Here is a 25,864-nt window from a genome sequence, read left to right as displayed (position 1 = left end):
CCGGTGCAAAGTGATGGGGGAGAAGTATGAAGTATATAAAAATAATGAGCATGATTGCATTCATTGGAATATATATGGCCGGTTGTTCACAAGAGCAGCCGAAAAAAGAAACTACATCTTCTATACAAGAGAAAAACAAAGATACCAAAGAAGACGCACCGGTAGAAAAGAAGCAAGAACAAGAAAAGAACGAAGAATCGCAAGCAATTCAAACGAATGACCAAGTAGAACATAAGCAAGAGGAAGTATCATCTGATGAAAAGAAAGAAGAAACTACGCCAGTGCAGCCGACTGAGCAACCAGTGCAAAATAATGAACAAAAAATAGAGAGTAATGAAAAACAAGAGAAGTTTCTCGTCGTTATTGATCCAGGGCATCAACAAAAAGCGAATTTAAATTTAGAGCCGATTGGACCAGGGGCAACAACGCAAAAATATAAAGTGACAGACGGTACAACAGGTGTTGTGACGAAAAAGAGAGAGGCTGTACGTGTATTAGAAATGGCTTTTTTATTAAAAGAAAAGCTTGAAGCAAAAGGGATACAAGTATTAATGACGAGAACATCACAAGACGTTGATATAAGTAATAAAGAAAGGGCGACATTCGCAAATAATCATAAGGCTAATTTATTTTTACGTCTTCATGCAGATGGTTCTGAAAATCCAAACCAAAGTGGATTCGCTGTATTGACGCCGGCAGAAGGAAGTCCGTATACGAAAGAGATTTATGCGGAAAGTCTTCAAATCTCTCAAATGATTGTAAATAAAATGAGGGAGAACCAGCAAGTAAAAGTAAATGGAATTAAATTTCGGGATGATCTTTCTGGATTTAATTGGGCAAAGGTTCCTGGTGTGTTATTAGAACTTGGGTTTATGTCAAACCATGAAGAAGATAAAAAATTATCTGACCCGCAATATGTAAATTCTTTATTGCAAAGTGTAACGGATAGCATAGATGCATATCAGAAGAGTAAAGCTTAAGCGCAGTCTTATATGAAAGGCTGCGTTTTTTCATATGAAACACTCGTAAATTAGAATATTGTGGATAAATATGACATGCTTAATTTTACCTGCACTTTTTGCCGAATGCTGATACAATAAAGGATGTTACTATTTAGTAGAAAGAGTGGTAAGCATGTTAGATTGGATGAAAAAGCTGTTTAACAAAGAGGAAGAACAAACAGCGATGAATAAAGAAGTACCAAAGCAAATTGAAAGTCAGCCGAAAATTCCTCGTGTAAACCACTACACTGAAGCAAGAGAAGCACAAATGGCAAGTAGGAATGCAGGTAAATGCCGTTTTCCTTTAGTACCGGATAATGGGTTCGATGAAGAGGATGAAAGCGAAGTAAATCGCTTCGAAGAACAACCTGTTCAAGGAGTAACATATGAAGAACCGACTGCCCAAAGAGGAATAAAGGTGGAAAGAAGCAGACGACCGTATGTGGAAAAGGTAGTTTCTACATATGAAGAGCCGGAAGTGCAATATGAACCGGTGCGGGAGTCTGTCGTTAAAAAGGCATCTGTACCTTCGCAAGAGAGTAACCGTAGACCATTTCGTCCAACAGAAATGATTTCGCCAATTTATGGATATAATCGTCCTTCAGTAGAGAAAAAGGAAGAAAAGCAGGAGGAAGTAAAGGAAAGAGAAGACCTTGAAATATCTGTAGAGGGTAAATCAGTCGTTGATGCATGGTTAGAGAAAAAAGGATATACATTATCTGATTTCTCAGAAGGACAAGCACCAACTTCTTCTAGTCATAGAGCTGCTAACCAGCAAGGGGAGCAACAATATGAAGAGAATAAAAAGGAAGAAAAGTCAGTAGTTGATCAATGGCTAGAGAAAAACGGTTATGAAATTGAACGCCAAGTGCCTTTAGTAGAAGAAAAAGAAGTGATTCAAGAAATGAGTACACCGCAGGAAGTTTCAGCGGATGAATTACTTCATAAAACAGTAGCTGAGCAGATGGAAAGTGCTAAGCTAGAAAAAGATGTAGTGGTGTTAAACAAAAACAATCTACAAGAAGAATTAGTAGCTTCTAAAGTAGAGCACGAGGATACAATATTATCAGAAGAAATTAAACGTAATACAGAAATAAAACAACCTACTATTGAAGTAGAAAAGCAAGCTCCAGAAGAATCAGTGATTGTCAAAGCAGAAGAAAAACTTGAAGAAACAATCATTGTGGAAATACTAGAAGAAGTGTCAAAAGTAGAAGTAATTGCAGAAACGGAAGAGTTTGAAGAAGTAGTTATGGAAACAGAGGCACCTGAAGAAGTGGAAGTAATTACAGAAACAGAAGAGTCAGAAGAAGCTGAAGTAATTGCAGAAGCGGAAGAGTCAGAAGAAGTAGAAGTAATTACAGAAACAGAAGAGTCAGAAGAAGCTGAAGTAATTGCGGAAGCAGAAGAGTCAGAAGAAGTGGAAGTAATTGCAGAAGCGGAAGAGTCAGAAGAAGTAGAAGTAATTACAGAAACAGAAGAGATAGAAGAAGTAGAAGTAATTGCGGAAACAGAAGAGATAGAAGAAGTGGAAGTAATTACAGAAACAGAAGAGTCAGAAGAAGTGGAAGTAATTACAGAAACAGAAGAGTCAGAAGAAGTAGAAGTAATTGCGGAAGCAGAAGAGTCAGAAGAAGTGGAAGTAATTGCGGAAGTAGAAGAGTCAGAAGAAGCTGAAGTAATTGCGGAAGTAGAAGAGTCAAAAGAAGTGGAAGTAATTGCGGAAGCAGAAGAGTCAGAAGAAGCTAAAGTAATTGCAGAAATAAACGCGCCTGTAGTAGAGACATTTGTAGCACTTGAGGAAATTCAGCAAGAAGATGAAGCAATTGAACAAAAGAGTGAATTCATACATGTTGCTGAGGCTGATGAACAAACGAAGAAAGATGTTCAAAGCTTTGCGGATGTTTTAATTGCAGAAGAACAACCAGTTGTAGAAGAAGCGCCAGTCGCAGAAGAGCAACAAGTTGTAGAAGAGCAACAAGTTGTAGAAGAGCAACAAGTTGTAGAAGAAGCACCGGTCGTAGAAGAGCAATCAGTTGTAGAAGAAGCGCCAGTCGTAGAAGAACAACCAGTTGCCGAGGAAACACTAGTCGCAGAAGAGCAACGAGTTGTAGAAGAAGCACCGGTCGTAGAAGAGCAATCAGTTGTAGAAGAAGCGCCAGTCGTAGAAGAACAACCAGTTGCCGAGGAAACACCAGTCGCAGAAGAACAACCAGTTGTACAAAAAGAAGAACCAAAACGTGAGAAAAAGCGTCATGTACCATTTAATGTTGTTATGTTGAAACAAGATAGAACACGATTAATGGAAAGACATGCAGCTAGAGCAAATGCAATGCAGCCTTCTGCTAATGTACGAGTAGAGAATAAGCCAGTGCAACAAGAGGTAGCAGAACCACAAGTGGAAGGCCCAGTGCAGCAAGTAGTAGCAGAACCACAAGTGGAAGAGCACCCAATGCAGCAGGTGGTAGCAGAACCACAAGTGGAAGAGCACCCAATGCAGCAAGTAGTAGCAGAGCCACAAGTGGAAGAACGCCCAGTGCAGCAAGAGGTAGCAGAACCACAAGTGGAAGAGCACCCAATGCAGCAGGTGGTAGCAGAACCACAAGTGGAAGAACGCCCAGTGCAGCAAGTAGTAGCAGAACCACAAGTGGAAGAGCACCCAGTGCAGCAAGTAGTAGCAGAGCCACAAGTGGAAGAACAACCAATACAGCAAGTAGTGGTAGAGCAAGTACAAAAGCCAATTTCAAGTACGGAAGTACAAGAGAAAGCATATGTTGTAAATCAAAGAGAGAACGATATGCGAAATGTATTGTACACACCACCGACATACACTGTTCCGCCATTAGCGCTGTTGTCGATTCCACAGCAATCAGCGTTAGATAATACAGAATGGTTAGAGGAGCAGAAAGAATTATTAGATACAACGTTTAATAATTTTCACGTTGGAGCACATGTTATTAATGTATCGCAAGGTCCGGCAGTCACTCGTTTTGAGGTGCAGCCAGACCCAGGTGTGAAAGTAAATAAAATTACAAATTTAAGTGATGATATTAAGTTAAGCTTAGCTGCGAAAGATATTCGTATTGAAGCACCGATTCCAGGGAAGAGTGCGATTGGAATCGAGGTTCCAAATAAAGAAAGTAAGCCAGTATTTCTTCGTGAAATTTTAAGAAGTCCTGTATTCACAAAGAGTGAATCACCGCTTACTGTTGCGCTGGGGCTTGATATTTCAGGGGATCCAATTGTAACGGATATTCGAAAAATGCCGCACGGACTTATTGCGGGTGCAACGGGTTCAGGTAAAAGTGTGTGTATTAACGCGATTTTAACGAGTATTTTATATAAAGCGAAACCACATGAAGTGAAGTTAATGTTAATCGATCCGAAGATGGTTGAGCTTGCACCATACAATTCTGTTCCACATCTTGTAGCACCTGTTATTACGGATGTAAAAGCAGCAACAGCTGCATTAAAATGGGCAGTTGAGGAAATGGAACGTCGTTATGAATTGTTTGCGCACGCAGGTGCTCGTGATTTAACTCGTTATAATACGATTGTAAGTGAGCGAGAAATTCCGGGAGAAACATTACCTTATATCGTTATTGTCATTGACGAGTTAGCCGATTTAATGATGGTAGCACCTGGTGATGTTGAGGAAGCGATTTGTCGTATTGCACAAAAAGCACGTGCTTGTGGTATTCATTTATTAGTAGCGACGCAGCGTCCATCTGTAGATGTTATTACAGGTTTAATTAAGTCAAACATTCCAACGCGTATTGCGTTTACTGTATCATCTCAAGTTGATTCGCGTACGATTATCGATATTGGTGGCGCGGAGAAATTACTTGGCCGTGGTGATATGTTATTCTTAGGGAACGGTACATCTAAGCCTGTTCGTGTACAAGGTGTATATGTATCGGATGATGAGATTGAAAAGACAGTTGATCATGTGAAAAAGCAAATGAAGCCGAATTATTTATTTAAGCAAGAGGATTTATTAGCGAAAACAGAACAAGCTGAGTCGGAAGACGAATTGTTCTTCGAAGCATGTCAATTTGTTGTAGAACAAGGGGGAGCGTCCACATCTTCTGTACAGCGAAAATTCCGCATCGGTTATAATCGCGCAGCACGTCTCATTGAAGAGATGCAATCGCAAGGAATTATTTCTGAAGCAAGAGGAACGAAGCCAAGAGATGTCCTTATTTCTGAGGATGAATTCGCTGCTATGCAGGAAACAAATGTATAGTAAACGGTTATGCTGTATACTAAGAGAAAATGTTGGATAGTAAAGTAGGGAGTAAAGCGACATGAAAGAAATTGAATTAAAATTAAAAGGTGAAATAAATAGACTAACAAATAAAACATTTAAATTTGACGAACGCGTTGGAGAAGGTTGGTTCTCTGCCGTTTACTTTTTAAAGACTAGAGAAATCATTGAAGAATTTCGCCCGAAAAGTGTTGTAACGATGCAATTTTTCCAAAAGGAAAATGCAGTTCTTTGCGGAACGGATGAAGTAATTGCATTGCTACAAACATTCGCTAAAAATCCTGAGGAACTTGAGATTAATTCTTTAAAAGATGGCGATAAAATTAGTCCATTTGAAACAGTGTTAACAATTCATGGTCCTTATGAAAATTTCGGATTTTTAGAAGGTGTCATTGATGGGATTTTAGCTCGTCGTACATCGGTTGCGACAAACGTATATAACGTTGTCCAAGCTGCGCGTAGCGTAGATAAAGAAAAACCAGTTATTTTCATGGGAGATCGTGACGATCATTATACACAACAAGCTGGTGACGGTTATGCAGCATACATCGGAGGTATGAGCGCACAAGCGACGCATGCGATGAATGAATGGTGGGGCAAAAGTGGTATGGGGACGATGCCTCACGCATTAATTCAAATGTTTAATGGTGATGTTGTGGAAGCGGCAAAAGCATATCATAAGAAATTCCCAGAAGATGAATTAGTTGTATTAATTGATTACAACAATGATGTCATTACAGATGCACTTCGCGTAGCGCGTGAATTTGGATCAACATTAAAAGGTGTACGTGTAGATACGTCCCGCACGATGATTGATCAATACTTCATTCGCCACCCAGAAGTACTTGGAACATTCGATCCACGTGGTGTAAACCCATCGCTTGTATTCGCACTTCGTAAAGCACTTGATGAAGAAGGATTCCAGCATGTAGACATCGTTGTAACTGGTGGATTTGATGAGAAGCGTATTCGTGAATTTGAAGCTCAAAACGTACCTGTTGACATATACGGGGTAGGAAGTAGCTTATTAAAAATGAATATTGGCTTTACTGGTGATAATGTAGAATTAAATGGGAAACCAGAAGCAAAAGCTGGTCGTAAATATCGTCCAAACCCACGTTTAGAGCGTGTTCAATTAGAAAAAAGAGAAGAGATGTAAAAGAGAGAAAAACTGATAGGTGATTGACCCTATCAGTTTTTCTGTTATCATAGTATAGCGGCTTCTTTTTTGCTATAATGGACTTGTTATGGACATATAAAGAAGTACGTACGAGTTTATCCTGATAAGTGAAGGGAAAAAATAACTTCACTACATCAAAAATGTATGATGATTACCAAAATAAGAAAAGATTCATATACTGTCTTATAGATAGGCCGTTGTATTAGTTCGAAATGTTGGAGGTTCTTTAAGATGACAGTTTACCATTTTGTAGGAATTAAAGGAACAGGAATGAGTTCATTAGCGCAAATTCTTCATGATATGAAGCATACTGTTCAAGGGTCTGATTATGAAAAGCGTTTCTTTACACAAACAGCGTTGGAAAAGCGTAGTATCTCGATCCTTCCTTTTGATAAGAATAATGTAGAAGAAGGACAAGTGATTATTGCAGGAAATGCATTTCCTGATACGCATGAAGAAATCGTAGCAGCAAAAGAATTAAACATCCCAGTCCATCGTTACCATCATTTCTTAGGTGACCTGATGAGCCAATACACAAGTGTTGCTGTAACTGGTGCACACGGAAAAACATCAACAACAGGTTTGTTAGCCCATGTAATGCAAGGTGCACACCCGACATCTTACCTTATTGGAGATGGAACAGGGCATGGGGTAGAAAATAGTAAGTATTTTGTATTTGAAGCTTGTGAGTATCGTCGTCATTTCTTGTCTTATAATCCAGACTATGCAATTATGACGAATATTGATTTTGATCATCCAGATTATTTTGCAGACATCAATGATGTATTCAGTGCATTCCAAGAGATGGCATTGCAAGTGAAAAAAGGCATTATTGCATGTGGAGATGATGAAGAACTTCAAAAAATTCAAGCGAAAGTACCTGTTATTTTCTATGGATTTGGAGAAGATAATGATTTCCAAGCACGCAACATCCAAAAGAGAACAGATGGCACGATATTCGATGTATTCGTTCGTAACACGTACTATGATACGTTCAAAATTACAGGATACGGCAATCACAGCGTATTAAATGCGTTAGCAGTAATCGCGCTTTGCCATTATGAAAATGTTGATGTAGAAGCAGTAAAACATCAATTAACAACTTTTGAAGGCGTAAAACGTCGCTTTAATGAAAAGTCGATGGGAGAGCAAGTAATCATCGATGACTACGCACACCATCCGACAGAGATTAATGCAACGATTGAAGCTGCTCGTCAAAAACATCCAGAGCGTGAAATTGTCGCTGTATTCCAGCCACACACATTCTCACGTACAGAAAAGTTCTTAGATGAGTTCGCAGAAAGCCTAAGCAAAGCTGATCAAGTATACTTATGTGATATTTTCGGATCAGCGCGCGAAAATAAAGGTGAATTAACAATCGAAGATCTGCAAAAGCGTATTGACGGTGCAGAGCTAATTACAGATACAACAACGGATGTATTAAAGAAACATAAAAACGGCGTTCTAATTTTCATGGGCGCAGGTGACATCCAAAAATTCGAAGCAGCTTACGTAAAAGAAGTTCAAGTTGCAGAGAAGTAATAGAAAAGACGCATAGCTTAGCTGTGCGTCTTTTTTATGTTGTCGTGGTTATGCATTAATGTTGAAACGTCTATATATATGGAGTTGTGTTCGATATATTTCAAAAATCGTTGATATATTGGTACGCGTTTTGAAATATAAGTGTTAGAATAATAAGAAAACTAAAAAGGGGACTAAAAAACATGTTCACACTCCGAGTAGATGACGAAATCGAACTACAATTACTAGAAAAACATCATAAAGAGGAATTATATCAATTATTAGATCAAAACCGTAATCATTTACGAAAATGGCTCCCTTGGGTAGATGGGACGAAATCTGCTGATGCTTATGATGAGATTTTTCCGATGTGGTTAAAGAAATTTGCAGAGGGAGATGGTTTTGAAAGTGGCATACGTTACAAAGGAAAGCTCGTTGGGATGGTAGGTATTCATCCAGTGAGCTGGGGGAAGAAAGCGACGAGTCTTGGGTATTATCTTGCAGAAGATGCTGGCGGGAAAGGTATTATGACGCGTAGTGTGAAGGCTGTACTTCACTATGCATTTGAGAATTTAAAATTAAATAAAATGGAAATTAGATGCGGTGTTGAAAATGTGAAAAGCCGCGCTATTCCAGAACGTTTAGGATTTAAGTTAGATGGCATTTTAAGAGATGATGAATGGCTATATGTTCATTTTCACGATATCGCTGTATATAGTTTACTAGCTTCAGAGTGGAAGGAGATTCGATGAACGAGAAGATACGCATTATTCCGTATGAAAGTACGTTTCAAGAGGAAGTAGTAGATCTTATCGTTCATATTCAGCAAAAAGAGTATAATGTTTCAATTACGAAAGAAGAGCAACCTGATTTACTTGAAATAGAAACATTCTATCAAAAGGATTACGGAAACTTTTGGATAGCAATTTATGATGGTAAAGTAGTTGGAACAGTAGCTTTATTAGATATTGAGAATCATCAAGTAGCGTTAAGAAAAATGTTCGTGAAGAAAGAGTTTCGCGGAAAAGAATGGGGCGCATCACATATGTTGCTTCAAACAGCAATTTCATGGGCTGAGGATAAAAAATTGAAAGATATTTACTTAGGAACAACAGTAAAATTTTTAGCGGCACATCGTTTTTATGAAAAGAATGGTTTTGAAAGTGTGAGTATAGACGAGTTGCCGAAAAACTTTCCGGTGCTACAGGTAGATAAGAAATTTTATAGGTACATTGTGTAAAAGGTCATTTAGAAATGGCCTTTTTCTATGAAGTAAAATGGAAATAGTGGTATAATTTGGGTTAGGGGGTGTAGGTATGAACTTTCCAATTCAAAGAAGTAAGTCAGTAGTCATTTTCGTTTGTCTTACGTTAGCGTTTATGTTAATATATCCAATTGTCATGCTTTTCACCAATAAAGCGCATTGGATGTCAGCGTTGATTGGGATGGGTTTATGCTTCATTGTAAATGTACCACTCGTTTGGGAAGTATTTATTAAAAAACATAAAGTAGAAAATGGCGTATTAAAGTACGGTATTTTAAATGATGATATTGTATTAAAAGATGTGAGAATTATACGTCAGGTCGGAAAGTCTCTTGAAATTACGACGAATGCATATAAAGTACATATGGTTGCGATGCCGCAAAATATGGATGAATTCTTGGGGCTTATAGAGAAAGAAAATCCACATGTGAAAATAGAAATGGTAGGAAAGAAATAAAAACGCTCGGCGAAAATTCCGAGCGTTTTTATTATTATTTTAAGTTCTCTGGGTTTAAAGCTTCTAGTTCAGGTACAACGAAGCGTCCGTCTTTACGGATTAGTACGTCGTCGAAGTAAATTTCGCCGCCGCCGTATTCAGGGCGTTGGATGCATACTAAATCCCAGTGGATGTTCGAGTTGTTGCCGTTCCATGCATCGTCGTAAGCTTGTCCAGGAGTGAAGTGGAAGCTGCCATCGATTTTTTCATCGAATAGGATGTCTCCCATTGGATGTAAGATGTATGGGTTTACGCCAATTGCGAACTCACCAACGTAGCGTGCGCCTTCGTCTGTATCGAAGATTTTGTTAATGCGCTCTGTATCGTTTGCAGTTGCTTCAACGATTTGACCGTTCTCAAACTTAAGTTGTACATTTTCAAATGTATAACCGTTGTAAGGAGATGGTGTGTTGTAAGAAACTGTACCGTTAACAGAATCACGAACTGGTGCAGAGTATACTTCACCGTCTGGAATGTTTAAATGACCTGAGCATTTAATTGCTGGAATGTCTTTAATAGAGAATGTTAAGTCAGTTCCAGGACCAGTTAAACGAACTTTATCTGTTTTATTCATTAATGTAACAAGGCTATCCATTGCCTTATCCATTTTACCGTAGTCTAAGTTACATACTTCGAAGTAGAAGTCTTCGAAAGCTTCTGTACTCATTTTAGCAAGCTGTGCCATAGAAGCATTTGGGTAGCGAAGAACAACCCAGCGTGTTTTTGGAACGCGAATGTCTCTATGAACTTTTTTACCAACTGTTTGGCCATGAACTTTCATACGCTCACTTGGAACGTCAGCTTGTTCATTAATATTATCACCAGAGCGAAGGCCGATATAAGCGTCCATGTCTTTCATTACGCTTGCTTCATATGCAGCGATTTGTTCGAAATGTTCTTCAGTAGCACCCATTAATAAAGAGCGATCTACTTGATGATCTTTTAAAGAGACGAATGGGAAACCACCAGCTGCATATGCTTCTTTTACAAGTGCAGTTACAAGTTCTTTTTGTAAGCCAAAGTTTTCAATTAATACTTTTTCACCTTTTTGTAAGCGGATAGAGTAGTTAATTAAATTGTATGCTAACTTTTCAATACGTGGATCTTTCATATGTAAAGCCTCCCTACTAATTATGTATCCTCTCCTATTGTAACCTACTTAGTGGAATTTGTTGAATGATTTATGTTACAGTTAACGAATAAGTATGAAAATTCTAATGATGAGATAGGGATTAGAATGAAACGGAAAATGATTGTATAATAGGGGAAAGTATGAAAAAGATAAAGGAAGTGATGAAATGCAAGTTCTTTTATATGTAAGTGCGGCTATTATCGCGGTTGCTTTCGCAGTATTAGTAGTGTATGTATGCAGAACGTTGTTATCGGTTCAGAAGACGTTGGAAAACGTTGCAAGCACGTTAGAAGGTTTAGAAAAGCAAATGCAAGGAATTAGCGTAGAGACAGAGCAATTATTACATAAAACGAATGCGTTAGCTGATGATATTCAACAGAAGTCACAGTCATTAAATAAAGTGGTAGCGGGTGTAGATGGGATTGGAACGACAATCCAATCTTTAAATACGAAGCTTCGTAATGTATCGGACTCTGTAACGGACGAAATTGAAAATAACGCTGATAAAGTAGCGCAAGTTGTACAGTGGAGCAGTGCGGCGATTGAAGTATACAATCATTACCGTGCGTCGAGACAAGAGAAGAAGGTTGAAAAAGAAGAGCGTAAATTAGAAAGAATTGAGAAAAAAGCTGAAAAGAAAGAGAAGCGCTCTAGATTTCGTATGAGAGGTGAATCGTGATGAATATGACAAAACTTGAAACAATTGAAGAGCTTGAAGTCTTAGTAGAAAAGAACGAGCCGTATGTGCTTTTTAAACATAGTACGACATGCCCGATTAGTCACGGTGCATACACAGAATTTCAAGCGTATTGCAGCGAAGAAAGAGAAGTGCCAGCGTATTACTTATACGTACAAGATGCGAGAGATGTGTCAAATCGTGTTGCAGAACAATACAGTATTAGACATGAATCACCGCAAGTGCTATACATAAAAGATGGGATGGTAGTATGGAATACATCTCATTGGAATATTAAAAAAGATGCTTTAGAAGAGAATATAAAGTAAAAAGAAGCAAGCTAAAGGTGCTTGCTTCTTTTTTTTGTTTTTGTTGAAATATATTTAGTGGTACACTATTAATAGTTCAAACTAAATAACTAGATTGTTGAAAGTAGGTTTTAAGTAATGAAGAAAATGGCATTATCCTTCGCAGTCGTAAGTTTATTACTGGGAGCTTGTAGTAACAATAGTAATACGATTAGTAAGAAGGATGAAGTTATACAAAAAGATACAAAAGAAAAAAGTATGATTCCGAGAACTGCTGTTTCTAAAGATTATTATAGAACTGTTATTCCTTTAAAAGAACAAAAGGTTATTAATACAGCTAATATAAAAACAAATTCTAAATTAGATTTAGCAGAGTATGAAAATGGTTTAATAAATATTGCAACGCAGCAATTTGATACAGAGAGTCACGTACTGCAATTAAACCAGTATATTCCAGAGAAACTAATTGATGAACTAGTTGCGAAAGTAGAAGCGCCAGTTTTGACGAATATTATAGAACAAGACTATTTCGGAAAACAGAATTCAAATGAACTAAGTTTATCTGGTGTTATGATTGGCTTAGCTATGTCTTCAAGTGTATCGAATGAAGAAGCTATGTCTAAAGGGTCTGAAGTTGCTAAACAACTTATTGAAGCTATTAACAAAAATGATAAGTATAACAAATCTCCAATTACGTTTGCTATCTTTAAGCAAGAAAGTACTAGTTCTTTAAAAAATGGTACGTATATTGCTAGTGCTACTGTTCAAAAGAATGATACGAACCTTGGAAATTGGAGTACAATTGATGAAAAGTCGTATTCATATCCTTCTGATGAATTTACACAAGCACATGGAGAAGATAATACAAAAATAAATAACTTTGCTAAGGAAATAAAAGGTTTTTCTAATGGAGATTTTATTCCAGTCAACGCTAAAGTTTCTTATAAGAAAGATCAAATGGATACATTAAATATGAATATTGTTATTAAATATAACGGTAAAACAGAATTAATGGCTCTTACCCAATTGGCTGCGCAAGGTATGTTAGACAAATTGCCTAAAGATGCGAAAGTACAATTACAGATCAAGTCCGAAAGTAAAATCGAGGCTGTGATTATAAAAGAGAAAAACAGTGATAAACCGTTTGTTTCCTTCTTGTAAAAAAGACAGTATGTAAACTGTCTTTTTTTATTTTAAATGAAAATATACAACGTTTTTTGATGGTAATTCATTGCTGTATATCGTGTGACAATCGTATATGTATCAGCTATAATAAGTTATCTTAAAAAAGTAACATATAGGAATTTGAAAGAGGTGGCTTTCTTATGGCATCACAACAATTAGGTCGTTTACGTTCTGAAATTGATCAACTTAATTTACAAATATTAGAGTTACTAAACGAAAGAGGTCGTCTCGTACAAGAAGTTGGTAATTTAAAAGAAGTACAAGGTGTGAAACGTTTTGATCCTGTACGTGAAAGAAATATGCTGGATTTAATTGCAGAGAATAATAATGGTCCATTTGAAACTTCGACTTTACAACATATTTTCAAACAAATTTTTCAAGCTGGTTTAGAATTACAAGAAGATGATCATCGTAAAGCATTACTTGTTTCTCGTAAGAAAAAAACAGAAAATACGATTGTTGAAATTAATGGTGAAAAAATTGGTGACGGAAATCAGCATTTTATTATGGGGCCGTGTGCAGTGGAAAGTTATGAACAAGTACGTCAAGTTGCTGAAGCAATGAAAGAACAAGGTCTGAAATTAATGCGTGGTGGTGCGTTCAAACCACGTACTTCACCGTATGATTTTCAAGGTCTTGGATTAGAGGGATTACAAATTTTGCGCCAGGTAGCAGATGAATATGATTTGGCTGTTATTAGTGAAATTTTAAATCCGAATGATATTGAGATGTCATTAGATTACGTTGATGTTATTCAAATTGGCGCTCGCAATATGCAAAACTTTGATTTGCTAAGGGCAGCTGGTGCTGTAAATAAACCAGTATTATTAAAACGTGGTCTATCAGCAACGATTGAAGAATTCATTAATGCGGCAGAATATATTATGGCAAAGGGAAATGGGAACATTATTTTATGTGAACGAGGTATTCGCACGTATGAAAGAGCGACGCGTAATACGCTTGATATTTCCGCTGTGCCGATTTTAAAGAAAGAAACACATTTACCTGTCGTTGTCGATGTAACGCATTCTACAGGGCGACGTGACCTTCTTTTACCAACTGCAAAAGCAGCGATGGCAATTGGTGCAGACGCAATTATGGCTGAAGTACATCCAGATCCAGCTGTAGCTTTATCTGATGCAGCGCAACAAATGAATATACCGCAGTTCAATGATTTTATGAATGAATTAAAATCATTTGGAAGTAAATTATAAAAACTTTTAATGGGCTGTTCCAAAAAGGCATTTTGGAACAGCTTTCTCTTATTGTATAGCGACTGTCATTGTCGATTTTTGTTGGTAAGTTGATATATTTAAAAAATCGCTGATATAATTAGAGTTGCGGTCGATATATTTGGAAAATCGCTGATATATTTCGAGTTACAGTCGATATATTCGAAAAATCGCCGATATAAATTTCATTTACTATCGTACTGCTTAAAATAAGATTTCTACTTAGGAAACATCTATTTTTTTACAAAAAATGCCCTTTTTTCATAAAAAATACGAAAATACGAGAAAAGAAGCGAATTTTTTCGAAACTTTTGCGGGAAAATATTGTATGAGCCTGCGTTTTTATCGTATCATTAGTAAAAGGAAGAACTCGGGACGATTGGTGGCATCTGCAAATAGAGTTGATGTCTTTTTTTCATTCAAGTAACCGATACATAAAAATAGATAACAAAAATAGAAGGAGTGTGCGATGAGATGAACGTAACAATCTATGATGTAGCGCGCGAAGCAAACGTTTCAATGGCTACCGTATCTCGTGTTGTGAACGGTAACCCAAATGTAAAGCCTACAACAAGAAAGAAAGTATTAGAAGCAATTGATCGTTTAGGATACCGCCCGAATGCGGTAGCACGTGGACTAGCAAGTAAGAAGACAACTACAGTAGGTGTTATTATTCCTGATATCTCAAATACGTTTTATGCAGAACTTGCACGTGGAATTGAAGATATCGCAACAATGTACAAATATAACATCATTTTAAGTAACTCTGATCAAAACAAAGAGAAAGAGTTCCATTTATTAAATACGATGCTTGGAAAACAAGTGGACGGAATTGTTTTCATGGGTGAAGATATTACAGACATTCACATTGAAGAATTTAAAAAATCTCCAGTACCAATTGTATTAGCAGCGTCATTTGATGAGCAAAATGAAACGCCATCAGTAAATATTGATTATACACAAGCAGCTTATGATGCAATGAAGCACTTTATCGAGCAAGGACATAAACGTATCGGTTTCGTCTCTGGTCCTTTCATTGATAAAGCGGGAAGTGCGAAGAAGTTACAAGGTTATAAAAAAGCTTTAGAAGAAGCTGGTATTTCATATGATGAAAATCTTGTAATCGATGGAGATTACACATATGACTCAGGTATCGAAGCATTCGAAAAGCTTTGGAGCAATGATGAAAAGCCAACAGCAATCTTCGTATCTTCTGATGAAATGGCACTAGGTGTAATCCATGCAGCACAAGACGCTGGATTAAACGTACCAACTGACGTAGAAGTACTTGGTTTCGATAACACACGTCTTGCATTAATGGTTCGTCCGCAGCTGTCAACAGTTGTTCAACCGATGTATGATATCGGTGCAGTAGCAATGCGTCTATTAACAAAGTATATGAACAAAGAAAAAGTGGAAGATCACACTGTTATCTTACCTCACCGTATCCAATTTAGAGATTCAACGAAGTAAGTATAAAAAAGCTCACAGCGATTGCTGTGAGCTTTTATTCGTATTCAGGATAGTATTTTTGTACGACTGCATTTACCATTTCGTCTTTCTTAACGTGTAAAAATCTTGCGTACAGTTCTTTTCCGGTTTCAAATGGTGTATCGTCTAATTCAAACACATGCAACACTTTTCGGAACTTCCACGTTATTTGCTCACCGTACATATTATCGTACGTATCTTCAGATTGCATAGCAATTTTTTTACCAAGTTCGTGAGCATCTTCTAAATTGTTTGCTTTAACAAGAATAATACTTTCTTCAAAAAGTGTATCGTTATTCTCTTCATAATGCTCATCAATTTTCGTAGGATCAGGCTCACTACAATGAACAGATTCAAACAATAATTTTACAGCGTACATATTATGCTGCATGTTTCACTTTATAAATAATACTTGCGACAAGCGAAGCAGGTATTGTAAATACGTTACTTTGATAATGGTAATGTACTTGGGATTCTTCATAAGACATGTTATCATATAGTTCGTTTTGTGAGACACTCAATTTTTTCTGTTTTTCTTTGAGCATTTTAATGTAGTTGTACTGTATTGGGACGAGAATGATGAAATAAGCTAATACGATTAGTGAAATCCAAATTATTATGAACACTCCCCTATAAAGAATATTTCTATATAACAATTATATCAATAAAAAGAAAAAATAACCGTTTTTTTTGTTGGAGCTAATTTTCTTCTAAAAATGCGAACAGTTCCTTTTGGTTTTTTAAATTGTGATCAATACATGTTCGAGCAACATATTTCAATCCTTGTAATAATGCATCTACGTGAAAAGTATCATAATGAATTATATTTCCCTCTACCATCGTTTCGTCTTTTTGCAAGTTAATTGATATTTTTAGTACAGTTATATTACTTTGTAAATTTACAACTTCGATGTAAAAAAACTGTTTGTCTAAGTCAATCGTAACATAATCGAATCGTTCGGATAGCTCTAATTTATATGTAGTAGTATAGTCCAAATGAAAGCCTCCTTATTGTATAAGTGTATGTTATAATGCCTTCGCTATAGATGGGGCTATTCCTTGTTATATGTCACATAAGTGCAAATTTAACTATTATAGGGCAATGTCATGTATAATAGAAAGAAAAGGCTTGTGAGGGGGGGAAAGAGATGATCGTTCTTTGGATAATTACGCTTTGTATGACTGCTATTTTTGCATATATGACGTTAAAACAAAATGGTTTAAAGCGATTTGTTCCAGGAAGTATTCTTGCAGGAATTGCCCTTATCACGTATGTAATTTCTATTTTTATTGAAAGTGTATCAGTAGATATGAGCACAAGTTTAATGTTTATTGGTATTACACTATTTGCAGGTAGCATTATGGTACTTATGGTTGCTGGTATTATTTTATTTATTCATATGAATTCGGAAACGTTATAGCATATAGAAAAGGCATGTCCCGAGGGACATGCCTTTTTATCCGTTCAATTATGCTCTATCTTTAGAAGAGTTTTGCTGTTTTAGTAAGTCGCGAATTTCGCCAAGAAGAACTTCTTCTTTTGTTGGTTCTGGAATTTCTTCCTCTTTTTCTTCTTCTTCTTTTTTAGATGTTAGTTTGTTGAAAACTTTAACAAACATAAAGATAGAAGCTGCGATAATTAAGAAGTCAAAAATTGTTTGGATGAAGTTACCATACATAACAGCTGATTTACCATATCCAAATTGTAAATCTGTAAAGTCAACGCCACCTAATACCATACCAAGTAATGGTGTGATGATATCTTTTACTAAAGAACTAACGATTTTACCGAATGCAGCACCGATTACAACCCCGACAGCTAAATCAACGACATTGCCTTTGAAAGCGAACTTTTTAAACTCGTTCCACATGTGTTAATCCCATCCTTTCCACGATTCATTATGAAATTTATAATTCCTATCAACATATTCTATAGAAATTTACGAGAGAAATAAAGGGGAAATGGGAATGAAAGTAAATTCTGAAAAATGTATCCGTTTTAATTTTTGTTTACATCATCTAGTAAAGATTGCAACAGTTGCTGCGTTTTTAATCCTTCTAATCCATCTACAACGGGCTTTGTATCGCCTTGTACACACTCAATAAAATGATGAACAGCATCTTCAAAACCACGTTGTTTTAACGTCGTATCCCATGATGGGGAACCACTTTGTGAAACTGAGTTTTCCTGTTCAATTTCAAATGTATTCATATTTTTTACGCGAATGATTTTCCTTGGCGTTACAAGTTCAATTTGTTCTAAATTAGTACCGGCATTGCGATGCATTGCAGTAGAAAGTAACAGTCCACTTGGAGTTGTATATGTATGATGTCCGTAAAGAAGTTCATTCTTTTCATTGATTTGCATCATATTGTGAACGGCGTTAAGGTCATCATTAGCTAACCAGCGAGCGGTATCTACAATGTGTAAATAATCATCTAACATAGTGAAGTCGTACGTATATGGCCCGACTTTATTTGTACGATGCTTTTCAATTCGAATCCATGAAATATCATGAGCCTGTTCTTTGGCAGCGACATACATAGGAACGAATCTGCGATTAAATCCGACCATTAATTTTCGGTTATACTTCTCGCTCAACTCGACTAGTTGCTCAGCTTGTTCCACTGTAGCTGCTAGCGGTTTATCAACATAAACGTCGATCCCTTTTTTTAGAAGTTCAGAAACGATTTCATAATGCGATGCAGTTGAACTATGAACGAAGATTGCATCGCATTCCGAAGCTAACATTTCAATAGAATGAAAGTCTTGAATTCGGTATTGCTGGCAAACTTGTTTTCTTTTCTCTGCGTTAGGTGTAAACGCCCCTACAAAATTCCAATCAGTTTCTTTTGTAAGTGTTGGAAGATAGGCCTTTTGCGCAATACTTCCAAGTCCAATCATTCCGATTTTAGGTATATTCATTTTATCTCCGCCTTATTATTCAATATTTATATGCCGGAATAAATGTAGCATAGGATAGCTGAGAATGGCAAAAATGAAGAATCTATATTGAGAGATTCTTTATATCATAGTAAGTTCGCTGTCGCTTAATAATTTGTGTAGCATTTTTTCTTGATTTTGTTTAGCTGTTTTATTCCCTGTTTTAGCGTATAAGGAAATTAAATGGTGATACGTATTTTCTTCAAATGGATTCATAGATTGCATACGCATGCAAATATCAATTGCTTCAGTGTAACTCGCGCCTTCTATATAAAAACGAATAAGGGAAAAGGCGTGTTGAAAATATAAGTTTTGTAATCTTGTTCTTTCTCCTTCGCTCCACCAATAGTCCATATCAATAAGGTAATCTCCAGTATATAAAGAGAGGCATGCAATGTATTTATCTAATGTATCGCTACATATTTCTTTTGGAAGAGCGGCTGCTGCTTGTTCGAATAGATCAACATCAATCAAAATGTTTTGTAAATCGAGTTTATATCCGTCATTCACTCGAGTAATGTTTACATTCATTTCGTAAGCATGGATGGTTCTTCGAATTTGATATATGGCTGAATGTAGATTTACTCTTGCTTGTTCTAAATCAGTATTTGACCAGAGTAATTCAATTAAAGTATCTCTATTAATAACTTTATTTCGATTATGAACTAAAAATAAAAATAGTTCTTTCGCTTTTTTTGTGCGCCATTTTTCTAGGGGGATTTTTTTGTCTTTTTCATGATCTACATAATATAACTCACCAAGGCAATTGAGTATCGAAGTTTCTATTGTAGAGGAATTAGTTGTTTCAATCGTCATGCTTTGCATAAGACGTTGAATAGTGTTATGCAATCTTTCCCTCGTAATAGGTTTCATAATGTAATCCAATGCATAAATTTCAAATGCTTCAACCGCATAACGGTCGTGTCCTGTAATGAAAACTATTTTTATATTTTTATGTTTTGATTGTAGTTCGCGGGCTAACATAACGCCATTTTTTTCAGGTATCTCAATATCAAGAAATGCGACATCAATTGTATGATCTTTACTATAAAAACTAAGAGATTCACAATCATCAAAGCAAACGATATCTTTAAAAATTTGAAGTTCTTTTAACATCTTTTCAAGTCTTTGGAGTATTAATGGTTCATCATCAACAATAATTGCCCTCATAGTTCATTACCTCTTTCTTACAATCTTGTTTAATGATTTAACTCAAGTCATATCATCAATAAATATTTAGACAAAATAGGACATTTTTCATTCCTCCATAAATAACCATAAATATTCCATGGTAATTATTTGTAATTAATATTATAAATGATTCTTATTAATTGTTATATACGATAAATTATTTAAATATTTCTATTTTTTGATTTTTTGTTCAGTTTTTGTTCAGTATCCCAATTTATACTTTGAGCGTAAAAGTAATTTAGCGAAAAAGGGGGAAATGAGGCGAGATAAATTTATGTTAAGTGAGAGGATGGAACGATGAAGAAGAACGTCACATTATTTATGTTGCTTCTACTCGTATTTCAAGTGATTAGCCCAGGGATAATAGCGGTTGCTGCTAATACGGTGGAAGCGGTGCAGCATAAGGTAACAACTAAATCGACAGGGAATATGTGTTTAAGGGAGCATGAAGGGGAGCTAAGTTTTAAGTGGCCAGCACCAAAACAAAAGAAAGTTGATTTTGTTATTGTGCAAGATGCAAGTGGAAGTTTCAAAGGCACAATGCCAAATGTGAAAAAAGCATTGAGCAATATCGTAGATGAACTAAATCCTGCGACGGATCGGATTATGGTAACGAGTTATCAAGATTATAAGGGATATAAAGCTAGTGACGGGCGTGTACTTGAAAGTAGAGGTAATGGGATTAAAACAACCTTGCAAGCAGGATTAACTAATAACTTTACCTCAGCAAAGAATGGCATCAATAAAATAACTCCAGATAGCGGTACACCAACTGCCAGTGGTCTTCAGTTTGCGTTAGCTGAGTATGAGAAAGCGAAGGGACAAAATGATCCAGACCGAGAAACAGTTTTTCTGCTTGTTACAGATGGTGTTGCTAACATTCGAAAGGATGGCTATATTTACAAATTAACAAATCAACTAACGGATCAGGGCACAGGTTATAGGTCGAATGAATATGGGCAAGATTATGTAGGTGCTTTGAAGGAAGTAACTACAGAGGCTCAAAATATAAAAAACGCGGGATATAAACTTGTTACAGCTTTTTGGGAAGATAAAAGTATACTAGCAGCATCTGACCAATATTATACTAAGTACGATAAAGAAGTAGGTCCATATGCAAGGCAAGAGTTAAAAAAGATGGCAACAAAACCGGAATGGTTTGTACTGGCAAATGATATTGAAGAGTTTACAAAAAATTTAATTGAAACCGTTACAAAAGTGACAAAAAAAGAAAAAGATAAGTTGATTTTAAATATTAATAATGATTTGCTCGTAACAGGTGTGCAAGGGTCTGGTCCAAATGGTGTTAATACAAAGCCTGTTATACAAGGGAATCAGATCATTTGGGATTTAGACGGACAGCCAGAAGGAACGTATAAAGTCACTTATAAGGTGAAGGAAAAAACACCGCAATCGAAAGAATTTAATGTTGCGGATGGATATTTTATGTTCTTTGATCAAAAGTTTGATATTCAAGCCGTCAAGGCACTTCCGAATGAAAATGCTACTAAGTGTAATACGGCGGTAACGAAAAAAGTTTCTGATTCAGATCAAAAACTGGTCGATGAGGCATTGTTAAATTCATTGCATGAAGAATTTGTATATGATGTCAATTACAACTTTGGATTTGATATGGAGTCAAAACAAGAAATCGTTATACAAGATGATTTGGAAGATATTTTAGAAGTTTTAGATACGAAATTAGTAAATGAAAAAGGCGAAGTTGTAAATATAGCGCCAGTTATAGATAAAGAAAAGTCAATTGTAACGTATAAGTTGCCAAAGCAAAATGATTCGTACGCGTATTTAGCTGGTGGACAATATCGATTAACGATTAAAGCGAAGATAAAGATTGGTACAAATATCGATGTGATCAAAGGGTACCTAGATAAAGGTGGCGTTCCGAATACTGCAAAGCTCATTATAGATAACAATCCAGTTGTTTCTAATAAAGTCATTGTGAAGCCACCAATTGAAGAACCAAAATTACGCAAGACTGTATCGGATGATGATGAAAAGGACGTGGAAAAGGCTACATTATCCAATGTAAAAGAGAAGTTTGTTTGGAATGTGCAGTATGAATTTGGAAGTTCACCAAGTGGATACGATTCTATCGTATTACAAGATGATTTAGAAGATGTTTTAGACATATTAGATGTGAAGGTCATCAATAAAAAAGGTGAAGTCGTAAATATAAAACCAAAAATTGATACTGCTAAGAAACAGGTAATGATTGAAGTACCGAAGCAAGAAGGAAGTTATGTGTATTTAACAGGTGAAGTATATACGGTGCAAATTACATCTAAAATTGCTGATGGTGTAAATCAATCAGAATTAGCACGTTATATAGTAAAAGGTGGAATTCCAAATACAGCAGAGTTAGTACTAAATAATAAGTCATTGAAATCTAACGAAGTGTATGTGGTTCCTCCGAAGGAAAAACCGAAAGTAACAAAAACCGTTTCTACTCAAAATGAGAAAGAAGTGGAAAAGGGTACATTGCAAGAGAGAAATGAAGAGTTTACTTGGAATGTAGCATATCAATTTGGTAATGATACAGCAAATTTAGAGAAGGTTACCTTACAAGATGACTTAGAGGATATTCTAGATATTTTAGATGTGAAGCTTATGAATGAAAAAGGTGAAGTTGTAAAAGTAACACCGAACATTGATAAGCAAACAAAGAAAGTGACAATTGAGTTAGAGAAGAAAGATGGTTCATATGCGTATTTAGCTGGTTTAAAGTACACGATGCATATTAAAAGCAAAATAGCAGAAGGTACACCAGTAGAGGTGTTAGCGAAATATATTGCAAATGGCGGCGTGCCAAATATAGCAGAGCTCATATTTGATAATACGCCAATTAGTTCGAATAAAGTAGTTGTTATTCCGCCATCTATAGGTAAGATCGAAATTGAAAAGGTAGATGCAGCTGATGAAAATATTAAGTTGCAACATGCGGAATTTCAAGTTTTTAACCAAGAAGGAAAAGAAGTTGGAAAGTTAATTACAGATGAAAATGGCAAGGCTAGCTTAGAGAAACTACCGTTTGGAAAATATACGATTAAAGAAGTGAAAGCGCCGAATGGATATATGTTGCTCCGTGATCCAATTGAGGTCGAGGTAACGGCAGCGACACCTACACAAACGTTAAAAGTAGAAAACAAAAAAAGCGAGTGGGAAATTCCAAACACAGGCGGTGCTGGAACAAATGTATTTTATTTAATTGGTACTTTTTTAATGATTGTAGTTGTATTTTTGTTTTTCCATAAGAGAAATAGTAATTACTAGAATATTAAATTGGTAGAAGAGGAGAACGAGAAATGAAAAAATTTTTAAGTATGTTTTTAATCTTTTTGCTAGCATTTGCTTCATTGCCAAGTATGTTAATAAAAGCGGAATCGAAAAGTGAAAAAAAAGGCACGTTAACAATCCATAAATTTGAACAAGAGCCGCTTAATAATCCAGGTTTAAAAGAAAGTAGCTCTAAAGGAGTAGAAATTCCTAAAGATGCGAAGCCTTTAGCAGGAGTTGTGTATCAAATTAAACAAGTTGAATCATTTGGAACAATTTCAAACGATGGGAAAATTGTTAAAGAAGACATCAAACCAGTAAATGGAGTTCCAATTGAAGTTGAAACGAATGCGGATGGGATTGCATTTTTTGGCGATTTACCACTAGGTCGTTACGAAGTGAAAGAAATTTCTGGACCACCACATGTAAATATAGACACAAAAACATACAAAGTTGATATCCCGATGACAAGTGAAGATGGGAAAGTATTAACATATGATGTTAAAATTTATCCGAAAAATGAAACGAAACGTGGTGCAGTAGAATTAACAAAAATTGGTGTGGAAAATAAAGCGTTAAAGGGTGTTCAATTCTCTTTATATAAAGAAGATGGAACAGAGTTAGAAAAAGGTTTGGAGACAGATGGAAATGGTAAAATTCGTGTCGGTAACTTATCGTACGGGAAGTATTACTTTTTAGAAACGAAAGCGCTAGATGGTTATGTGTTGGATCCGAAAAAATATGAATTCTTCATTAAAGAATCTGGTGTAATTAATAAAGATGGTACAGTTACTTCTGGTGAAGTAGTTAAAGTTGATGTGAAAAACTATGAAGAACCAACAATTGATAAGAAGATTAATGGAGATTTAAACAATTTACCAATTAATACGAAGACGGATTATAACTATGATATTAAAACACTAATTCCAGAAGATATTAAGGATTATAAATATTATGTCGTAACAGATGTATTAGATAGTCGATTAGAAATTCAAGATCAACCAGTTGTAAAAATTGATGGTAAAGTAGTAGATGCAAGTGTTGTAGAAGTAGTTGTAGACGGTCAAAAAGTAACGGCTACTGTAAAAGATTTCTCTAAATTAGATAACAAAAAAGAGTTTCATTTGCAAATTAAAGCACAAATTAGAGATGGCGTAGAAACAGGAGTAGAGATTCCGAATACGGCAACAATTACATTTAAAAACAAAGATGATGTAACAGGTGAGAAGGCAACAAAACCAGTTATCGTTACTCCAACGACTGGTGGTATTACATTAACGAAAGTTGATGGGAAGGATGGTAAGAAATTAGAAGGTGCAGAATTTGCGCTGCAAGATACAAAAGGAAATCCAGTAGAAATCGATGGAAAGAAAGTAGTAGGTACATCTGATAAAAATGGTGTAATTACATGGAATAAGCTACCTTACGGTGAGTATCAAGTTGTGGAAACGAAAGCTCCAACTTATGAAAAAGAAGATGGTACAACAGGTAGTTATCAACAATTAAGAGAGCCAATTCATGTAAAGATTGATGCTGATCATAAAACAGTTACACTTACTGTAGAAAATAATAAGAGTGGATGGATTTTACCTTCAACAGGTGGTATCGGTACAATCTTATTTACTGTAGTAGGTCTTGTATTAATGATAATAGCAGCATTTGTTTTCTTTAGAAAAAAAGCAACAAATAATTAATAAGCGATTTAAACGGTAATGAAAAGAGGAGAGGGAGGCCTTTCCTCTTTTTCGGCATTTTAGCCCGTTATTTGAGGGCTAACAATCAGTGGGGTGAACAAAACCTACACTGATTAAAGTTTCACTTTATAGGAGGATATGATGAAACGTAACATTATATTTGGTGCTATTTTTTTATTGGGACTTTGTATTTTCTTATATCCAACAGTTAGTAATTGGTTAGCAACACGAGCTCATTATTCAGCGGTTAGTTCGTATGATAAAAAAGTAAAAGAGTTACAGCAAAAAGAAATTGAACGTAGGGAGAAAGAAGCGAATGAATATAATAAAAATGTCCAGACGACGTCACAGTCATTTTCGGATCCATTTAATGAAAAAGGGGGCGACGAGAGTGGACGTTCATATGCAGATGTATTAAATGTAGGTGAGAGTATGGGGTATATTGAAATTCCTACAATTGATGTAAAGCTTCCAATTTATGCTGGCACATCTGAAAATGTTTTGAGCCGAGGAGTAGGACATATTAATGCTTCTTCTTTGCCAGTAGGGGGAGAAAGTACGCATGCTGTTTTAACGGGGCATCGTGGTTTGCCTTCTGCTTTATTATTTACGGACTTGGATAAGGTGAAGAAGGGAGATACTTTTTACATACATTCATTAAATAAAGTGCTTGCTTATAAGGTGGATCAAATAAAAGTTGTATTACCAAATGAAACAAATGATTTATTAGTTGTGAAAAATAAAGATTACGTTACGTTAGTTACATGCACACCTTATGGAGTAAATACACATAGATTGATAGTTCGAGGGGAACGGATTCCTTTTGAAGTGAAAGAAAAGGAAGCAGTTGTGGCTCAAGTGAATCCATTTGTAGTAGAAAAGTGGATGATTGGAATAGTAATCGTTCTATTATTTTTCATTGGAATGTTTCTTTATTTTAAAGTGAAAAAACGTTAAAGTACGAGTGATGGAAATATTTTTAGAATAT

Annotated in this window: 23 protein-coding genes; 16 read left to right on the top strand and 7 right to left on the bottom strand. The window is 35.9% G+C overall.

The features are described from left to right. The first annotated feature begins 26 nt into the window (after positions 1-26). The 7 genes from ACS2CR_RS00960 to ACS2CR_RS00930 all read left to right on the top strand — a co-directional run bounded on the left by ACS2CR_RS00960 (position 27) and on the right by ACS2CR_RS00930 (position 9,690). Complete coding sequence (locus tag ACS2CR_RS00960) at positions 27-980, top strand: N-acetylmuramoyl-L-alanine amidase (protein ID WP_053514553.1); 954 nt, start codon at positions 27-29, stop codon at positions 978-980. A 154-nt stretch (positions 981-1,134) separates the two neighbouring features. Next, positions 1,135-5,247 carry a DNA translocase FtsK gene (locus ACS2CR_RS00955; protein ID WP_438905917.1) on the top strand — a complete coding sequence of 1,371 codons (4,113 nt, stop codon included), beginning with the start codon at positions 1,135-1,137 and terminating at the stop codon, positions 5,245-5,247. A gap of 61 nt (positions 5,248-5,308) precedes the next feature. Next, positions 5,309-6,427, top strand: a complete 1,119-nt coding sequence (locus tag ACS2CR_RS00950; protein ID WP_000658370.1) for a nicotinate phosphoribosyltransferase — start codon at positions 5,309-5,311, stop codon at positions 6,425-6,427. 252 nt (positions 6,428-6,679) lie between these two features. Next, positions 6,680-7,990: a UDP-N-acetylmuramate--L-alanine ligase gene (gene murC, locus ACS2CR_RS00945; RefSeq protein ID WP_053514551.1), complete on the top strand. Its 1,311-nt coding sequence runs from the start codon at positions 6,680-6,682 to the stop codon at positions 7,988-7,990. 182 nt (positions 7,991-8,172) lie between these two features. Further along, positions 8,173-8,721 (top strand): GNAT family N-acetyltransferase, encoded by a 549-nt coding sequence (locus ACS2CR_RS00940; protein ID WP_153602462.1) that lies wholly within the window; start codon positions 8,173-8,175, stop codon positions 8,719-8,721. Beyond that, positions 8,718-9,209 carry a GNAT family N-acetyltransferase gene (locus tag ACS2CR_RS00935; protein WP_001003149.1) on the top strand — a complete coding sequence of 164 codons (492 nt, stop codon included), beginning with the start codon at positions 8,718-8,720 and terminating at the stop codon, positions 9,207-9,209. Before ACS2CR_RS00940 ends, ACS2CR_RS00935 begins: the two co-directional genes overlap by 4 nt. 76 nt (positions 9,210-9,285) lie before the next feature. Beyond that, a complete protein-coding gene (locus ACS2CR_RS00930) occupies positions 9,286-9,690 on the top strand; it encodes a PH domain-containing protein (protein WP_053514550.1) in 405 nt (134 codons plus the stop codon). A 34-nt stretch (positions 9,691-9,724) separates the two neighbouring features. Here ACS2CR_RS00930 and ACS2CR_RS00925 read toward each other — a convergent pair whose 3' ends face one another. Next, the gene (locus ACS2CR_RS00925; protein WP_000654731.1) at positions 9,725-10,840 is read right to left on the bottom strand and encodes an aminopeptidase; all 1,116 of its coding nucleotides are present in this window, start codon (positions 10,838-10,840) and stop codon (positions 9,725-9,727) included. Positions 10,841-11,027: 187 nt separating this feature from the next. Between ACS2CR_RS00925 and ACS2CR_RS00920 the strand changes: the two genes are divergently transcribed. From ACS2CR_RS00920 to ccpA, 5 genes are all read left to right on the top strand, one after another. Continuing rightward, positions 11,028-11,540 carry a DUF948 domain-containing protein gene (locus ACS2CR_RS00920; RefSeq protein WP_001197720.1) on the top strand — a complete coding sequence of 171 codons (513 nt, stop codon included), beginning with the start codon at positions 11,028-11,030 and terminating at the stop codon, positions 11,538-11,540. Beyond that, positions 11,540-11,866 (top strand): bacillithiol system redox-active protein YtxJ, encoded by a 327-nt coding sequence (gene ytxJ, locus ACS2CR_RS00915; RefSeq protein ID WP_001057469.1) that lies wholly within the window; start codon positions 11,540-11,542, stop codon positions 11,864-11,866. Before ACS2CR_RS00920 ends, ytxJ begins: the two co-directional genes overlap by 1 nt. Before the next feature lie 117 nt (positions 11,867-11,983). Continuing rightward, positions 11,984-13,006, top strand: coding sequence for a CamS family sex pheromone protein (locus tag ACS2CR_RS00910; RefSeq protein ID WP_000738024.1), 1,023 nt, complete (start codon positions 11,984-11,986; stop codon positions 13,004-13,006). Positions 13,007-13,170: 164 nt separating this feature from the next. Next, positions 13,171-14,244 (top strand): bifunctional 3-deoxy-7-phosphoheptulonate synthase/chorismate mutase, encoded by a 1,074-nt coding sequence (locus ACS2CR_RS00905; RefSeq protein ID WP_016110801.1) that lies wholly within the window; start codon positions 13,171-13,173, stop codon positions 14,242-14,244. Between the two features lie 492 nt (positions 14,245-14,736). Then, the gene (ccpA, locus tag ACS2CR_RS00900; protein WP_001103297.1) at positions 14,737-15,735 is read left to right on the top strand and encodes a catabolite control protein A; all 999 of its coding nucleotides are present in this window, start codon (positions 14,737-14,739) and stop codon (positions 15,733-15,735) included. A 34-nt stretch (positions 15,736-15,769) separates the two neighbouring features. Here ccpA and ACS2CR_RS00895 read toward each other — a convergent pair whose 3' ends face one another. From ACS2CR_RS00895 to dhp61, 3 genes are all read right to left on the bottom strand, one after another. Beyond that, positions 15,770-16,132, bottom strand: coding sequence for a DUF4288 domain-containing protein (locus ACS2CR_RS00895; protein WP_053514569.1), 363 nt, complete (start codon positions 16,130-16,132; stop codon positions 15,770-15,772). Position 16,133: 1 nt separating this feature from the next. Next, complete coding sequence (locus ACS2CR_RS00890) at positions 16,134-16,370, bottom strand: DUF3949 domain-containing protein (RefSeq protein WP_000637897.1); 237 nt, start codon at positions 16,368-16,370, stop codon at positions 16,134-16,136. Positions 16,371-16,452: 82 nt separating this feature from the next. Continuing rightward, a complete protein-coding gene (dhp61, locus tag ACS2CR_RS00885; protein ID WP_000386756.1) occupies positions 16,453-16,749 on the bottom strand; it encodes a protein Dhp61 in 297 nt (98 codons plus the stop codon). Between the two features lie 152 nt (positions 16,750-16,901). On the opposite strand from dhp61, the gene ACS2CR_RS00880 reads away from it, so the two are divergent. Beyond that, the gene (locus ACS2CR_RS00880; protein WP_000636589.1) at positions 16,902-17,174 is read left to right on the top strand and encodes a DUF3917 domain-containing protein; all 273 of its coding nucleotides are present in this window, start codon (positions 16,902-16,904) and stop codon (positions 17,172-17,174) included. Positions 17,175-17,222: 48 nt separating this feature from the next. Here the strand turns inward: ACS2CR_RS00880 and mscL are convergent, their stop codons facing one another. From mscL to ACS2CR_RS00865, 3 genes are all read right to left on the bottom strand, one after another. Then, positions 17,223-17,624: a large conductance mechanosensitive channel protein MscL gene (gene mscL / locus ACS2CR_RS00875; protein WP_053514549.1), complete on the bottom strand. Its 402-nt coding sequence runs from the start codon at positions 17,622-17,624 to the stop codon at positions 17,223-17,225. Positions 17,625-17,752: 128 nt separating this feature from the next. Beyond that, complete coding sequence (locus tag ACS2CR_RS00870) at positions 17,753-18,679, bottom strand: Gfo/Idh/MocA family protein (protein ID WP_053514548.1); 927 nt, start codon at positions 18,677-18,679, stop codon at positions 17,753-17,755. Positions 18,680-18,778: 99 nt separating this feature from the next. Further along, complete coding sequence (locus ACS2CR_RS00865) at positions 18,779-19,867, bottom strand: response regulator (RefSeq protein WP_001201607.1); 1,089 nt, start codon at positions 19,865-19,867, stop codon at positions 18,779-18,781. Positions 19,868-20,185: 318 nt separating this feature from the next. Here ACS2CR_RS00865 and ACS2CR_RS00860 point away from each other — a divergent pair, with 318 nt between their 5' ends. The 3 genes from ACS2CR_RS00860 to ACS2CR_RS00850 all read left to right on the top strand — a co-directional run bounded on the left by ACS2CR_RS00860 (position 20,186) and on the right by ACS2CR_RS00850 (position 25,833). Beyond that, positions 20,186-23,179 (top strand): isopeptide-forming domain-containing fimbrial protein, encoded by a 2,994-nt coding sequence (locus ACS2CR_RS00860; protein ID WP_153602463.1) that lies wholly within the window; start codon positions 20,186-20,188, stop codon positions 23,177-23,179. Between the two features lie 32 nt (positions 23,180-23,211). After that, on the top strand, positions 23,212-24,876 hold the full coding sequence (locus tag ACS2CR_RS00855; protein WP_053514546.1) for a SpaH/EbpB family LPXTG-anchored major pilin: 1,665 nt from the start codon (positions 23,212-23,214) through the stop codon (positions 24,874-24,876). 141 nt (positions 24,877-25,017) lie between these two features. Further along, on the top strand, positions 25,018-25,833 hold the full coding sequence (locus ACS2CR_RS00850) for a class C sortase (protein WP_053514545.1): 816 nt from the start codon (positions 25,018-25,020) through the stop codon (positions 25,831-25,833). The last annotated feature ends 31 nt before the right edge of the window (positions 25,834-25,864 follow it).

The sequence above is a fragment of the Bacillus cereus group sp. BceL291 genome, from assembly GCF_051776705.1.
Classification (GTDB): Bacteria; Bacillota; Bacilli; order Bacillales; family Bacillaceae_G; genus Bacillus_A; species Bacillus_A cereus.
Note: the sequence above shows the minus strand (reverse complement) of the source record. Positions and strands in the feature narration are given on the sequence as shown.